We start from the raw sequence: 14602 nt of genomic DNA, 5'->3' as shown, positions 1-14602 counted from the left end.
TATCATGCAAACATTGCATGGAGGCTGTAAATAATACAGTTAAGGGACTTCCAGGAATACTCTCCATATCAATCCAGACAGGGGCAGACCCGTCTGATGTAGATATCTCATATGAATCAAATAATGTGAGTTTTGAGAAGATCCGCGGATCAATAGTTGAGTTGGGTTATCCAGTCAATGGATACATAATCCACGAACATAACCATTCCCATGGGAAGGTAGTCCATAATCACCCGCACAGGCATGCACATAAAGAGAAAGTACATAGCCATTCTCATGATTCATAAAGCCCTTCACCTTTTCTGAACTTCCTTTTTATAGTTACGTTGTCGGCATATAATTTGGACACAATTCAACTGTATTTGCCTTTGTGGGGTAATGTGTTATTCTCTTTTAAGGAAGGTCTCTATGCTAAATGAAAAACATTGGGCAATAATCGGCACAGGCAATATCGGAATTCTTATGTTAAAACGACTCCTGTGGTCAGGCGTCCAGCCCGATCACATATTTATCCATGATTCGGATCCCCTGAGAATAGAATCTGCCGTTAACGAATCGGGAGTCCGTGCCTTATCTCTAACAGACGAGGCTTTCCGGTCTATTGATGTCATACTGATTGCAATACCACCTATAGCAGTTCAGTACCTGCTTTCACAGATAACAGGATGGCTGAAACCTTATCAGTTAATAATCTCATTTGCCAATGCAGTTTCTTTAAAAAGACTTGAGGCATTGATACCTCCGGATGTTGCTGTGATAAGGGTTGTACCAAATGTCACTTCCCTCATCGGGGCGGGACTCAACCCTGTAGTCTATGGAAACAGGATTTCTAATGAAGCAAAGTCACTGGTGGAAGAACTGCTCGCAATTCTCGGAAAGACTATTTCGGTGCGTGATGATCAGATGAACTGGTTTGTCGGGTTGACCGGTGCTTCCATGCGTTTTGTGTTGCCTGTGCTCGAGGGCCTGATAAAGGCTGGCACTGAGGCCGGCCTTGCACCTGAGCAGGCAAGAGACACAGCCGCTCAGGTGATGCTTGGAACTGCATCCCTTGTAATGAAGTCAGGCCTGACACTTGAGGAGATTAAGGCAATGACACCTTTGGTAACCGTTGATGAAGATATGCTATCAACTTTGATATTAAGAGCTGCACGGACAGCAAAAGAAAAGATGGACATGATACAAAGTGATCAGGAATCCAATTAATATTGACGACTGAGCCCACCAGGGGTAGAATGTCTAAGTATGTAAATCTCAAGAAGGGGGGTGGGAACGTGTGTCAGTCATGTGGTTGTTCACCCTGTAAGATTTGCGGACGCGACATCAAGAATGGTGTCTGCTCCGGATGCGGTAAGAAATCATCAGAGTGTAAGTGCAAGTAATCTATTAATTACCGTACTCTGAGGGTTGATTGATGTATTTAATCAACCCTCAGTTTTTTTACTTAATATCGGCAGGTTAATTACAACTTTCCCTTAGTCGAAGGAACCCCGCTTACCCTGCTGTCAATTGACGTCGCCTCATCAAGCGCCCTTGCGAATGCCTTGAATACGGCCTCGAAGATGTGGTGTATATTGCGGCCATAGCGGAGGTTGATATGAAGTGTAATGCCGCCGGTTGTGATAAGGGCGCGAAAGAAGTCTTCGATCAGGTCAGCGTCAAACTCTTTGATCTTTGCCCGTTTTGGGAATACTACATTATATACCAGGTACGGCCTGCCGCTCAGGTCAAGTGCAACAGATGCGAGTGTCTCATCCATGGGTATCAATGCGCTCCCATAACGCCTGATACCCTTTTTGTCTCCCACTGCCTGAGCTATAGCCTTACCAAGCACGATTCCTATGTCTTCAACCGTATGATGATAGTCTATCTCTAAATCACCGACAGCAGCGATGTTGAGATCAAATAAACCATGTTTAGCAAACAGCATCAGCATGTGATCAAGGAAAGGGATGCCGGTGTTTATTTTACCCTTGCCCTGGCCATCAAGGGTAAATTTGAGTTTTATATTTGTTTCGGTTGTCTTTCGTTTAATAGCGGATTTTCTGGTCATACCACCCTCACCCCCCGATTGATACATCAGGGTTTATTATTTCAATCTTATCTTTACGGCCTCACTGTGTGCATATAATCCCTCTATCTCTGCCAGCCTTGAGGCAACCGCACCATCCCTTCTCAATGCCCCCATGCTGTACATTACCATACTTGTCTTTTTTACAAAGTCGTCCACGCTGAGCGGGGAGAAAAACCGGGCAGTTCCTCCTGTGGGTAAAGTGTGGTTCGGGCCTGCAACATAGTCTCCCATTGTCTGTGGTGTGTAACTGCCAAGGAAGATAGCGCCTGCATGCCTTATCTCTTTTAATATCTTCATAGGCTCTGACACCTGCAACGATAGATGCTCGGAGGCAAATTCATTTGTAAGCTCAACAGCTTCATTTAAATCTCTGGTAATAATAATAATCCCATGATTAGCGAGTGATCTCTGTATAACCTTCCTTCGGGGCTGTACCTTCATCTCTGACCTGACATGATGAATTACCTTCTCTGCAAGCGCCTCAGACGGAGTAATCAATATCGCCACTGCCTCCTCATCATGCTCTGCCTGAGACAACATGTCCATCGCAACAAATGCCGGCTCTGCTGTTTCATCGGCAACTATAAGTATCTCGCTTGGCCCTGCTATCATATCTATATCAACATGACCATACAAGAGCTTCTTTGCTATTGCCACATAGATATTTCCAGGCCCGACAATCTTGTCCACGCGCGGAATCGTATCTGTACCAAGGGCCATAGCAGCCACTGCCTGCGCCCCTCCCACAGTATAGATCCTGTCCGCGCCTGCGATGTCAGCGGCAATTAATATATATGGATTAATGTCACCTGAAAATAGCACCTTCTTGTCGTCCTTCCTGTCATACCGAACTCGTTTCGGGATCTCCTTGCCAGTTGCCGGCGTCGGTGTGCAGATAATAACTTCCTTAACTCCGGCAATCTTTGCCGGGATAACACTCATCAGGACCGTAGACGGGTAGACCGCTTTTCCTCCCGGGACGTAAACGCCGACCCTGTCCAGCGAAGTCACCATCTGACCGAGCATCACTCCGTTATCTTTGTATTGCCATCCTGATACTTTCTGGTGTTCGTGAAATTTTCTGATCCTCGACGCAGCATACTTTAAATCTGCAACGTCAGCAGGACTTACTCTGGAGTAGGCTTCACTGATTGCATTCTGGTCAACTTTAAGAGTAGATGGAGTGAGAGAGACCCTGTCAAATTTTTTGGTATATTTGATTAACGCCTTGTCGCCATTGTCCCTGACATCATTGATGATCCTGTGAACTGCGGATTCTATTGACTTGCCATATGTTACTCCTCTTGTCAGGAGTTGTTTCCTGACCTTGTCAAATCCCCGGTTTTCTGTGCGTATGATCTTCATCCTGAAATGACATTACTTAGATCGTCTACAATTCCCGTTATTCTTTCATATTTCAGCTTCAGGCTTGCCCTGTTAGCAATCAACCTCGCTGTTGAATCTGTAACAATCTCAATCAATTCAAGGTTGTTTTCCTTAAGTGTCCTGCCGGTTGAAATCAGATCAACTATCACATGAGACAAACCCACCAGAGGTGCAAGTTCTATTGAGCCATAAAGCTTTATTATGTCTGCATGAACACCGCGGCTCGCAAAGTATAGCTCAGTTATCCGGGGATACTTCGTCGCGACCCGTAACCTTGTTAACTTGCCGCTCTTATATGGTTCAACTACCTCCCCCGGCCCTGCAACCACAATCTTACAATGACCGAATTTAAGATCAAACAGCTCATAAAGGTCCTTCTCCTGCTCAAGCAGCATATCCTTCCCTACAATCCCGATGTCAGCAGCCCCGTATTCTACATATGTCGGAACATCCGTTGGACGCACTATCAGATAAGTCAGTCTATGTTTTGGTGAATTAAAGGTAAGCTTCCTGCCCGCGTCTTTCACATCATCAGGCATCAGCCCCAGTTTATCAAAATACTCGACGGCATGGTCAAGGAGTTTTCCTTTGGCAAGGGCTATGGTAACTGGCTGTATTAGTTCTTTCGTCTTCACCCGAAAATATCGTCTCCATCAAGTCATTCCCACGGAAGTGGGAATCCAGACCTCGGCCACCGTTCTGGTTTCCCGCTTGCGCTGGAATGACATTTTCATGCCCCTTTGTGAGCCTGCCTCATTTTACCCTGACTATCTCCGCACCCAGCTTTGAGAGTTTCTCTTCAATGCGCTCATATCCTCGGTCCAGGTGGTATATGCGGGAGATTTCCGTCTGCCCTTCTGCAACAAGTCCCGCGAGGATCAGAGAAGCGCTTGCGCGCAGATCTGTCGCCATGACAGGGGCACCGCTTAATTTTTCCACGCCCTCCACTATAGCATAATTCCCCTGCAGTTTGATATTGGCCCCCATCCTGTGCAATTCAGGCACATGAGTAAACCTGTTCTCAAATATCGTCTCTGTAATGACACTGAGCCCCCTGCTGACTGCCATAAGGGACATGATCTGCGCCTGCATATCTGTCGGAAAACCAGGGTACGGCATTGTCCTGACATCAACAGCAGTTAATCCATTATCCGCTACAACTCTTATGGTATCACTTCCGGTCTCGATCTTTACACCAGCCGCCCTGAGCTTACTGATCACAGCCTCCAGATTCTGAGGGACACACTTTGTTACAACGACATCACCACGGGTAATAGCACCTGCAATGACATAGGTCCCTGTCTCTATCCTGTCAGGCATAATATCATATGTCCCGCCTCTTATCTCTGAAACCCCCTCTATGACGATTGTATCCGTCCCGGCCCCACTGACTTTGGCACCTCTCGTGTTCAGGAAATTCGCCAGATCCACCACCTCAGGCTCACAGGCCGCATTCTTCAGCTCCGTCACTCCATCCGCAAGGACAGCGGCCATCATCAGATTTTCAGTCCCTGTCACCGTGGGTATATCAAAATATATTTTGGCGCCTTTTAATCTTTTAGACTTTACTTCCACATACCCATGCTTAATTTCCACCTCAGCGCCCATCTTCTGAAGCCCTGCTATATGGAGGTTTATCGGCCTCGCCCCTATCGCACAACCTCCTGGCAGAGATACCCTTGCCTCACCGAATCTTGCAACAAGGGGTCCAAGGACAACAACCGAGGCCCGCATCGTCTTCACAAGATCATACGGCGCCTCACAACTCTTCATATCCTTAGTATGAATAGTAAATGTATAACCATCCGGCCTGATGTGAGCCCCCATGCTCTCCATCAGCTTCTTCATCGTTTTTATATCATTTAAGAAAGGGACATTATTGAGGATGCAATCTTCTGTCGAAAGGATTGCTGACGTTATAATCGGGAGTGCAGAATTCTTTGCGCCGCTTATTTCTACCTCACCTTCAAGCCTCTTCCCGCCTGTTATTAATATCCTATCCACTGGCCACCTCTTTTAATCTCTCGGCGGTATCCGCTGTTATAAGGGCCTCGATCATCTCATCCAGATCCCCCTCCATTATACCATCCAGCCTGTGGAGGGTAAGACCAATTCTGTGGTCTGTGATCCTGTTCTGGGGAAAGTTATAAGTCCTGATCTTCTCACTCCTGTCCCCTGTGCCTACCTGGCCTCTCCTCTCCTGCACCCTTTTTGCCCTCTCCTCAGCCTCTTTTATCTCAAGCAACCGTGACCTCAGCACACGCATAGCCTTATCCCTGTTTTTAATCTGTGACCTCTCATCCTGACACGATACTATCATACCTGTCGGCAGATGAGTTATCCTGACAGCAGAGTGTGTTGTATTAACCCCCTGTCCCCCGGGGCCTGAGGCGCAAAACGTGTCTATCCTGATATCTTTCGGATCAATTGTAAGGTCTACCTCTTCTGCCTCAGCCAGCACAGCGACAGTAATCGTCGAGGTATGTATCCTGCCTGATGCCTCTGTTGCCGGCACCCTCTGTACCCTGTGGACACCGCTTTCAAACTTCATCTTGCTGAAAATACCCTTTCCTTCCATGGTAACGATAATTTCCTTAATACCTCCGATACCGATATAATTTGAGCTCAGGACCTCCAGTTTCCACCGTTTCTTCTCAGCATATTTCGCATACATGCGAAACAGTTCAGCGGCAAACAGGGCCGCCTCATCCCCTCCTGCACCAGCTCGTATCTCCATAATTATATTCTTGCTATCCCTGGGATCTTTGGGAAGAAGTAAGGTCTTAATCTCTGCCTCAACTTCCTCTATCTCCACCTCTAAGGAGACCTTTTCTTCAGACGCCAGCTCTCTCATTTCATCTTCCGTAGAGGCATCATTAATGAACACTTCTGCCTCTTCCAGTTTCTTTGACAACTCTTTAAAATGATTATACTTTTCAACTATAGGGGTGAGTTCCCCCTGTTCTTTCACAATACGCTGGAACTCCGCACGGTTTGATATGAATTCAGGGTCTCCAAGTTGAAAACTTATACTATTGTATTTTTCCCTGATATCTTCAAGCCTCTTATTGATACTTTCTTCCATGTTGTATGCCTCTCTTACTTACCTCTCTCCAAAAAAAAACCTGCCATGGGCAGGTCTTCTTAATCTTGGAATCTTATTATCCCTACTTGCCGGCATATTTCTTTCTGAATCTCTCAACCCTTCCTTCAGTATCCATAATCTTCTGCATACCGGTATAGAATGGATGACAGCTCGAACATACCTCAACCCTAAGGTCCTTTATTGTTGAGCGGGTATTAATTACCGCACCACATGAACACTTGATAGTTGTTTCAATATACTCCGGATGAATGCCTTCTTTCATGATATAAATCCTCCTTTTAGCTTATCTGTTCATTGAATCCATAAAATCTCTATTTGTCTTTGTCACCTTTAATTTATCCAGTAAAAACTCCATGCTCTCAACGGTACTGAGCGGATTTAACACCTTTCTCAGTATCCACATCCTGTTCAGGTCTTCCCTGCTGACAAGCAATTCTTCCTTACGGGTACCTGATGCATTAATTTCTATCGCAGGGAATATCCTCCTGTCAACAAGTTTTCTATCAAGATGAAGCTCCATGTTGCCAGTGCCCTTAAACTCTTCAAAAATTACATCATCCATCCTGCTGCCTGTATCAACAAGTGATGTAGCTATTATCGTAAGGCTGCCGCCGTCCTCGATATTACGGGCCGCTCCAAAGAACCTCTTTGGACGCTGGAGGGCATTGGAATCAAGTCCTCCTGACAGCACCTTCCCGCTCGGAGGGATCACTGCATTATATGCCCTTGCAAGCCTTGTTATACTGTCAAGGAGTATTACCACGTCTTTCTTATGCTCTACCAGACGTTTCGCCTTCTCTATAACCATCTCTGACACCTGAACGTGTCTCTGCATAGGCTCATCAAATGTTGAGCTGACAACCTCACCCTTTACCTGACGCTGCATGTCGGTAACTTCCTCAGGTCTCTCATCTATCAGGAGCACTATCAGGATAATCTCGGGATGATTAGTGGCAATTGCCTTTGCAATTGACTGCAGAAGCATTGTCTTACCAGTACGCGGTGGTGCAACAATAAGTCCCCTCTGCCCCTTTCCAATTGGGGTAATAAGGTCCATAACCCTTGTTGAATAATCCTCAGGGTGATACTCAAGATTGATCTTTTCTGTAGGAAAGATCGGGGTAAGGTTATCAAAAAGGATCTTCTCCCTTGCTATCTCAGGGTCTTCGTAGTTAACAGACTCAACCTTAAGAAGGGCAAAGTATCTCTCAGACTCCTTTGGCGGGCGTATCTGACCTGATACGATATCTCCTGTCCTGAGGTTAAACCTCCTTATCTGAGACGGGGAAACGTATATATCATCAGGCCCGGGAAGGTAATTATAATCAGGGGCCCTTAGAAAGCCAAATCCATCTGACAATGTTTCAAGGACGCCTGAGCCATATATGAACCCGTTTTTCTCTGCCTGAGTCTGGAGGATTGCAAAGATAAGCTCCTGCTTCCTCATACCGGCAGCGCCTTCAATGCTCATATCCTTGGCCAGAGATGTAAGCTCACTTATGTTCTTTTCTTTTAATTCTGTTAGGTTCATCCATATACTCCTTATGCTATTTTATGGTAAATCTGTCAGGTTATAATGCCGATCTGATTTAATGGATTAATTCGTTATTGAGTGGTCCTAGGTTAAATATCTTAATTAGCTGCAAGGGAAATTTCTAATTTAATCGGCGAGAATTACACTCAGGTTTACAGTAAAATATTTTTTCTCCTAAGTTATTATATAACCTACCTTTATGGGTTGCACAAAGATAACACCGGATGATATGTGACTCTATGATATATAAACAAAAAACGTTTGTCAATATAATTTTACAAGTGCAGAGCAGGGAATTTTGGAAGTGATTGCTCATTTACACTGCTGATCCTGCAAATGAGCCTCAGCATCTCTTCATATCGCTCCCGCTTAACCGGCTCAAGCCCGTGAGCAAGGATAGACTTGTTCCTGCTGTCAAGAAGGAGCTTCATCTGCGGCCAGTTATCGAAAAAGACTGCGCCGGCACTATCCCCCAATGTTTGAAGGAGTTTATACGTCCCATACAGAGGAAGCCTGATCCGGCCATCAATATCACTCCTGAATTTAGTTGCAAACTCTGCAGACAATTCAGGAGGAAGCTGGCACTCCTGAACATCTGATGTATTTATACCCCTGCCGGCAAGCCTTATCTGGGCAAATGCCTCAACTGCCCGGTAGAGGCGCGCGACGGCATCATCATATTTATGCTCTAAATCAGCCCGTCGCTTTGCATTAGAAAGAAGGTCTAAAAAATGTTCATTTCTTATTCCGGTCATACCGACAGTCAGCTTTTCAAGGAAATTGAGGTTGTCTTTAAGTGTTGCGGCAAATGATTGTAAGCCCGGAGGCCCGCCAAAGACTGTCGCCATTTCAAGGGATTTTTGCGATGGACGTAATTTCTCCCATGCCAGTCTGTGCTGAAAATTATCCCAGAGGCTATAACCCTCTGCGACATCAGAAAGCGCTTTATAGAGGTGTTTTTCTCCGCCGCTTACCCTTTTTGCCACACCTTCAAAGATCTCTGCAACCTGTTTATAGCGGGCACGGCCAAACAATACCGCTGCATCCTGTCTTTCCCTGATAGCAAGCTGGTCCCATGGATTTATCTGATGGAGTATCAGTTCTTTACCATCAATTACTATACCGGTGCCGCCCTTCGTCCTCTCTTTGCCGCTTATATACCGGTAGCCGGATGTGTCGTCAATAGTTGCCAGGACAAGGGCAGCAACCATCGGCTTTGTACCTCCGGTATAATCAACAACCCAATCCCCCGGTTCGAGCCTCCAGTTCTTCTGAAGCTCCTTCCACTTGTCATTTATTGCCTTATAACAGGAGAGGAGGTCATTAGCATCTCCTGTTATAATCTCAGCCATCCAGACAGGCCTGTCTGTCAGTTTTGGCAGTATATCATTATTAATGATCGCCCTGGTCTCTTCTGATGCAAAGAAACAGAGACACTCAGGTTTAAGCTCATTTATGGAATAAATAACAGGCTCCGGACTTCCTCCTATGGATATTAGAAGTGCCTTAATTCTCTGATTAACCATATGGTCAATATTACTACAAATAAATAGGGACAGCGACTATTTTTTGAAAAAATAGTCGCTGTCCCTATTTATTTGACAGTCATGTCAAAAGCTAATAGAATCCATTTTCATGAACACAATCATAAAAAAAATAGGAATCATATCGAAACCACGGAAGAGTGATGCCGGCCCCATATTAACTGACCTTGTCAGGTGGCTTAAGGACAGGGGAATAGAACCGCTGATGGATCAGGAAACAGCGGGCCTTATAGACTTTGAAAGCTCACATAAACGACCGGACATCGCCCTCCTGTCAGATTTTATTATTGTATTGGGCGGGGACGGCACCCTTATAAGTGTCGCCAGACTGATCGGAGGCAGGGAAACGCCTATACTTGGAGTAAATCTCGGCAGCCTTGGATTCCTCACTGAGGTTACCCTCGAAGAGATGTACCCTCTTCTTGAGAAGATACTTGCAGGAAAAATGAGCCTTGATGAGAGGTGGACGCTTGACGTATCAGTACAAAGAGGGAATGAAGAGCTGGCAAAATTTACAGTCCTTAACGACGTAGTCATAAATAAGGGGGCTTTAGCCAGGATGATCCTCATGGAGACTGTAATTGACGGCAGGTATCTCAACACATACCGGGCTGATGGTTTGATAATATCTACACCCACAGGTTCTACAGCATATTCACTCTCTGCAGGCGGCCCAATAATAAATCCAAAGGTCGGTGCAATAATTATAAGCCCAATATGTCCACATACGATTACAAACCGGCCAATAGTAGTCCGGGAGGATGTAATGGTCGAGGTGACATTACGATCGGAGAATGAAGATGTAAATGTTACTCTTGATGGTCAGGAGGGTTATCCACTGCAGCATCTTGATAAGGTCGTTGTGAAAAAATCAGCCAATGTCGTACAACTAATAACATCGCCGGATAAGGATTACTATGAGGTGCTTAGGCAAAAGTTGCGATGGGGGTTATAAATCCAGGAAGGGGTCAGGTCTTGAATTTTGATGTGGTAACCACATCAAAATTCAAGACCTGACCCCTTTATCTAATCTTATTTAGTGCTTGCCGCTAACGCCGGTTCCTTGCTCATTAGATACTCATGCATGGCCTTAGAGGCTACCTTGGCCTGACCCATGGCCCTAATGACGGTAGCACCACCCGTTATGATGTCACCGGCCGCATAGACGCCATCCCTTGAAGTCTTGCCTGTCGAAGGGTCAACGATAATAATCCCCTTCTTATTTGTATCAAGACCGGGGGTTGTTTCTTTTATTATAGGATTAACCCCGAAACCCAGGGCCATAATCACTGTATCAACCTCTTCTATATAATTTGAACCTGGAATCTCTCTCGGGCTCCTCCTGCCGGAGGCATCAGGCTCGCCAAGCTCCATCTTAACGCACTCCATAGCCTTCACAAAATAATTATCATCTCCAATAAATTTGACAGGATTGGTAAGGAATTTAAGATGAACACCCTCCTGCTCCGCATGCTCCATCTCACGCGGCAGACATGGGGCCTCCTCCCTGCTCCTCCTGTAGAAAACTGTCACACTTTCAGGGTGCATACGTGCAGATGTCCTTGCAGCATCCATAGCCGTATCGCCAGCTCCAATAACCGCTATTTTCTTACCAAAAAATACCGGGGTCAGACTATCCGGAAACTGATCTGCCCGCATTAGATTTACGCGAGTCAGGAATTCATTTGCTGAATAAATACCGCAAAGGTTCTCTCCTGGAATGCCCATAAAATATGGAAGCCCTGCGCCTGTACCAACAAGGACTGCATCATAGCCTTCAGAAAAGAGGTCATCAATAGTCAGAGTCTTGCCAATTACTGCGTTACAGACAATCTCAACCCCCATCTTCTTGAGCATGTCAATTTCATTATCTATAACGTCAATAGGAAGCCTGAACCTCGGGATACCATAGACAAGGACACCGCCAGGCCTGTGAAGCGCTTCAAATATCGTAACCTTATGACCCAGCCTTGCAAGCTCACTTGCGCCGGTAAGTCCTGCCGGTCCTGACCCTACAACCGCAACCCTTCTTCCAGTTGCCGGTGCAACTTCCGGGATTTCAACTGACCCGCTCATCCTCTCAAAGTCAGCGGCAAACCTCTCAAGCCTCCCGATTCCGACTGAATCACCTTTCTTGGCAACAACGCATACAAGCTCACACTGCTCCTGCTGCGGACAGACCCTGCCGCAGATTGCAGGTAACAGATTATATTTCTTAAGGGTCCTTGCAGCCCCTATAAAATCCCTTGACTCGATCTTTTTAATAAAAGCAGGTATATCAATTCCAACAGGACAACCCTTAATGCATGGGGCCTTACAATTATCGAGACACCTCATTGATTCTGTCAGTGCTATTGCCTCTTCAAAGCCGAGAGGAACTTCCTCGAAGTTATTGACCCTTGCCCCAGGATCCTGCTCAGGCATATCCTGAAGCGGTATCTGCATACGGTCTTTATTAGATATTGTCCCGCTCACCGGTAGCTCTCCTTAATTAATGGCAATTTGCCTTACATGCATAATCTTCTGACGCTTTTTTCTCGTACGGCACATACATTTTCTGCCGGTAGACAAGTTCATCAAAGTTCACCTTATGTCCATCAAAGTCAGGCCCGTCAACACATGCAAACTTAGTTGTACCGCCAACCTCAACGCGACATGAGCCGCACATCCCGGTCCCATCCACCATAATGGCATTCAGACTGACATATGTATGTATGTTCAAAGGCCTCGTCATCTCAGATACAGCCTTCATCATAAGCACAGGTCCTATGGCTGTAACCATATGTACTGGTTCCTTCTTCAATATCTCTGAGAGGACGTCTGTAACAAATCCCTTCGTACCAGAACTACCATCATTCGTTGAGATCTCCACCCTGTCGCATACGGTCCTTAGTTCATCTTCCATAAGCACGAGGTCTTTTGAACGCGCTCCTACAATAGCTATGACCTTGTTGCCAAGAGCCTTTAACTCTCTGGCTATAGGGATAATTGCACCAGTACCATATCCCCCTCCAATCAGGACACATGTTCCATATTTTTCTATATGAGACGATTGTCCGAGCGGGCCAACCAGATCAGTGATCGAATCACCCTTCTTAAGATTGATAAGCTCCGTACTTGTCCTTCCTGCGGCCTGGACAATAATGCGCACCGTCCCCTTTTGAGCGTCCCATCCGGAAACACTCAGCGGGATACGCTCGCCATTAGCAGTCACCCTTACGATAATAAACTGTCCCGGCCTCATCTTCTTTACTGCAAGGGGGGCAAGGACCTGCAACATAACCGTGTTTGGCGCAAGTTCTTTCTTCTCCAAGATCTCATAAGACATAGTTTAAACCTCACACAGAGTAGTTAATATAGAATTTTTACATTAACAAGAAATGATAGGCGCTGTCAAGTGGAAAATCTCCTTTAAAAACAGGCAAATTAAGATTTACTAATACATCATGTCCTTCATTATTAATTCCATTAAATGCTGGATGTTCTTTTTGAAAAAAAGTGTCTCAGAGTCCTGCGGGAATTGTATGAGTTTTTCCGTTTCGTGAATAGACTCCTTTGATATTTTATATTTCCTGATGACATCCATTATATCCTGCAGGTCTTCCTCTGTCCCTCTCATAAGCTTACTGAAAACAAAATCAACAGGGTCCAGAATTTTTAAGACAAGATACTCTCCCGAATAAACAGTCTTTGCACGCTCCCGGTAGTTTAAAGGAAATAGTATATCTATGCAATCCATACAGACTCAGCGCAAGCCCGCCTACCAGCAGAAGTTCAACTGATTCACCCCTCTCCTTTGCAAAGGCCTCAATCTTATCTAAATATGGCTTAACATAATCCGGCATGCAAGAGGCCTTTCAGAAAACTCCTGTTTTTTTGCCTGTAGATCATATTACCGATCCTGTTCGGTAGGGAAATTACAAGAAGCCAACATATCAGCAATAAAGGCACCGCATTCGCTTTCCATTGCCATGAGAAACTAATTTATTAGTGCAACAGAAGAAATGATTTTAATCTGTGAATATGCGCCGTGAGGGAACTGCCCAGATATCGGGGTCGGACAGCTTCGTTATTTCGTCGCCACTGTAGATTAAGAGCCCTCCCAGCCATTTCCTCTGAAGCGCTGCGGCAACCTCCTTCATCGGACGGATATCGGCAGGGATAATTGTCTTCCGCCCTTTTATTTCGATCCCGATAAATCCATTTTCTGTACTTAAAAGAAGATCCAGTTCCAGACCGGAACGGGTTCGGTAAAAGAATATTTCCACATCTCTCTGCGTTGTCTTTATCCATTTAAATAATTCATTCACAACCATTGTCTCATAAATATCTTCTGAGAGCTCGCTCCTCTGACCGCTCAGGTGCCTTAGCAATCCTATATCCAGCCAGTAAAGCTTTGGTGTTTTAATTACTGAGCTTGTAATATTTTCATAATACGGTTGAAGTAACAGCACCTGATAAGACAACCTGAGGTACTCCAGATATCTGCGCGCCGTATCCACACTTACTGACGCATCCCTGGCAAGTTCAGAGTAGTTCAATAACTTTCCGGAACGAAGCGCGGCAAGACGTTGAAATTTCGTAAAAGGTTCAAGATCATCCAGTCGTGCCAAATCTGACATGTCTCTCTCAAGATATGTGTATTCATAATCTTTCAACCACTTCCATCGCTCGACATCTGAAAGTGGAAGCAAAGCAGGCATCCCGCCCCATCTGAGCAGATACTCTTCTGCAGCACGGACCCTGCTGTCCTCCTTATCGAGGAGTACTGAAGGGATACCCTTTAGTATCTTTGTAAAGGTCGTCTCCGTAAGTATCCTGTCAATAAGCCGATATTTTACCCGGCCGGTATAGTTTTCTTCCGTGTGGATCTCACTCATCAGCAGCGGCCATAACTCATAGATAGATACACGCCCTGCTAAAGATTCCCTGATCTTCTTTAATAGCAATATCTGACT

15 protein-coding genes are annotated in these 14602 nt (G+C 45.5%); 3 read left to right on the top strand and 12 right to left on the bottom strand.

Features of this window, described 5'->3' with window-relative positions:
* Positions 1–287, top strand: a 287-nt coding sequence (locus IT392_01515; GenBank protein ID MCC6543163.1) for a heavy-metal-associated domain-containing protein, incomplete at its 5' end; no start/stop codon positions are given.
* Between the two features lie 121 nt (positions 288–408).
* Positions 409–1206: an NAD(P)-binding domain-containing protein gene (locus tag IT392_01510; GenBank protein ID MCC6543162.1), complete on the top strand. Its 798-nt coding sequence runs from the start codon at positions 409–411 to the stop codon at positions 1204–1206.
* Between the two features lie 256 nt (positions 1207–1462).
* Here the strand turns inward: IT392_01510 and hisB are convergent, their stop codons facing one another.
* The 8 genes from hisB to IT392_01470 form a co-directional block, all read right to left on the bottom strand.
* A complete protein-coding gene (gene hisB, locus IT392_01505) occupies positions 1463–2053 on the bottom strand; it encodes an imidazoleglycerol-phosphate dehydratase HisB (GenBank protein ID MCC6543161.1) in 591 nt (196 codons plus the stop codon).
* A gap of 36 nt (positions 2054–2089) precedes the next feature.
* On the bottom strand, positions 2090–3439 hold the full coding sequence (gene hisD, locus IT392_01500; protein ID MCC6543160.1) for a histidinol dehydrogenase: 1350 nt from the start codon (positions 3437–3439) through the stop codon (positions 2090–2092).
* Positions 3436–4095 carry an ATP phosphoribosyltransferase gene (locus tag IT392_01495; protein MCC6543159.1) on the bottom strand — a complete coding sequence of 220 codons (660 nt, stop codon included), beginning with the start codon at positions 4093–4095 and terminating at the stop codon, positions 3436–3438. Before IT392_01495 ends, hisD begins: the two co-directional genes overlap by 4 nt.
* A 118-nt stretch (positions 4096–4213) precedes the next feature.
* On the bottom strand, positions 4214–5464 hold the full coding sequence (gene murA / locus IT392_01490) for a UDP-N-acetylglucosamine 1-carboxyvinyltransferase (GenBank protein ID MCC6543158.1): 1251 nt from the start codon (positions 5462–5464) through the stop codon (positions 4214–4216).
* A complete protein-coding gene (gene prfA, locus IT392_01485; protein MCC6543157.1) occupies positions 5457–6533 on the bottom strand; it encodes a peptide chain release factor 1 in 1077 nt (358 codons plus the stop codon). The genes murA and prfA overlap by 8 nt, the downstream gene beginning before the upstream one ends.
* Positions 6534–6627: 94 nt before the next feature.
* Entirely contained in the window at positions 6628–6828 is a 201-nt protein-coding gene (gene rpmE, locus IT392_01480) for a 50S ribosomal protein L31 (protein ID MCC6543156.1), read from the bottom strand.
* Positions 6829–6849: 21 nt separating this feature from the next.
* On the bottom strand, positions 6850–8097 hold the full coding sequence (rho, locus tag IT392_01475; GenBank protein MCC6543155.1) for a transcription termination factor Rho: 1248 nt from the start codon (positions 8095–8097) through the stop codon (positions 6850–6852).
* A gap of 278 nt (positions 8098–8375) precedes the next feature.
* Positions 8376–9626, bottom strand: coding sequence for a TIGR02710 family CRISPR-associated protein (locus IT392_01470; GenBank protein ID MCC6543154.1), 1251 nt, complete (start codon positions 9624–9626; stop codon positions 8376–8378).
* A 109-nt stretch (positions 9627–9735) separates the two neighbouring features.
* Here IT392_01470 and IT392_01465 point away from each other — a divergent pair, with 109 nt between their 5' ends.
* A complete protein-coding gene (locus IT392_01465) occupies positions 9736–10599 on the top strand; it encodes an NAD(+)/NADH kinase (protein MCC6543153.1) in 864 nt (287 codons plus the stop codon).
* A gap of 77 nt (positions 10600–10676) precedes the next feature.
* On the opposite strand, the gene gltA is transcribed toward IT392_01465, so the two are convergent.
* The 4 genes from gltA to IT392_01445 all read right to left on the bottom strand — a co-directional run.
* On the bottom strand, positions 10677–12089 hold the full coding sequence (gene gltA, locus IT392_01460) for an NADPH-dependent glutamate synthase (GenBank protein MCC6543152.1): 1413 nt from the start codon (positions 12087–12089) through the stop codon (positions 10677–10679).
* 46 nt (positions 12090–12135) lie between these two features.
* Entirely contained in the window at positions 12136–12972 is an 837-nt protein-coding gene (locus IT392_01455) for a sulfide/dihydroorotate dehydrogenase-like FAD/NAD-binding protein (protein ID MCC6543151.1), read from the bottom strand.
* Between the two features lie 108 nt (positions 12973–13080).
* The gene (locus IT392_01450; protein ID MCC6543150.1) at positions 13081–13383 is read right to left on the bottom strand and encodes a hypothetical protein; all 303 of its coding nucleotides are present in this window, start codon (positions 13381–13383) and stop codon (positions 13081–13083) included.
* Between the two features lie 271 nt (positions 13384–13654).
* The coding region (locus tag IT392_01445) for a DUF4143 domain-containing protein (protein MCC6543149.1) at positions 13655–14602 on the bottom strand (948 nt) is incomplete at its 5' end.

The organism is Nitrospirota bacterium, assembly GCA_020846775.1.
Taxonomy (GTDB): Bacteria; Nitrospirota; 9FT-COMBO-42-15; order HDB-SIOI813; family HDB-SIOI813; genus RBG-16-43-11.
This window is presented reverse-complemented; position numbering and strand designations above follow the sequence as displayed.

Excerpts from the sequence above, each read along its gene's own strand:
- IT392_01510 (MCC6543162.1), top strand. The coding sequence starts at position 409 with ATGCTAAATGAAAAACATTGGGCAATAATCGGCACAGGCAATATCGGA.
- hisB (MCC6543161.1), bottom strand. The coding sequence starts at position 2,053 with ATGACCAGAAAATCCGCTATTAAACGAAAGACAACCGAAACAAATATA.
- hisD (MCC6543160.1), bottom strand. The coding sequence starts at position 3,439 with ATGAAGATCATACGCACAGAAAACCGGGGATTTGACAAGGTCAGGAAA.
- rpmE (MCC6543156.1), bottom strand. The coding sequence starts at position 6,828 with ATGAAAGAAGGCATTCATCCGGAGTATATTGAAACAACTATCAAGTGT.
- rho (MCC6543155.1), bottom strand. The coding sequence starts at position 8,097 with ATGAACCTAACAGAATTAAAAGAAAAGAACATAAGTGAGCTTACATCT.
- IT392_01470 (MCC6543154.1), bottom strand. The coding sequence starts at position 9,626 with ATGGTTAATCAGAGAATTAAGGCACTTCTAATATCCATAGGAGGAAGT.
- IT392_01465 (MCC6543153.1), top strand. The coding sequence starts at position 9,736 with ATGAACACAATCATAAAAAAAATAGGAATCATATCGAAACCACGGAAG.
- gltA (MCC6543152.1), bottom strand. The coding sequence starts at position 12,089 with ATGCAGATACCGCTTCAGGATATGCCTGAGCAGGATCCTGGGGCAAGG.
- IT392_01455 (MCC6543151.1), bottom strand. The coding sequence starts at position 12,972 with ATGTCTTATGAGATCTTGGAGAAGAAAGAACTTGCGCCAAACACGGTT.
- IT392_01450 (MCC6543150.1), bottom strand. The coding sequence starts at position 13,383 with ATGGATTGCATAGATATACTATTTCCTTTAAACTACCGGGAGCGTGCA.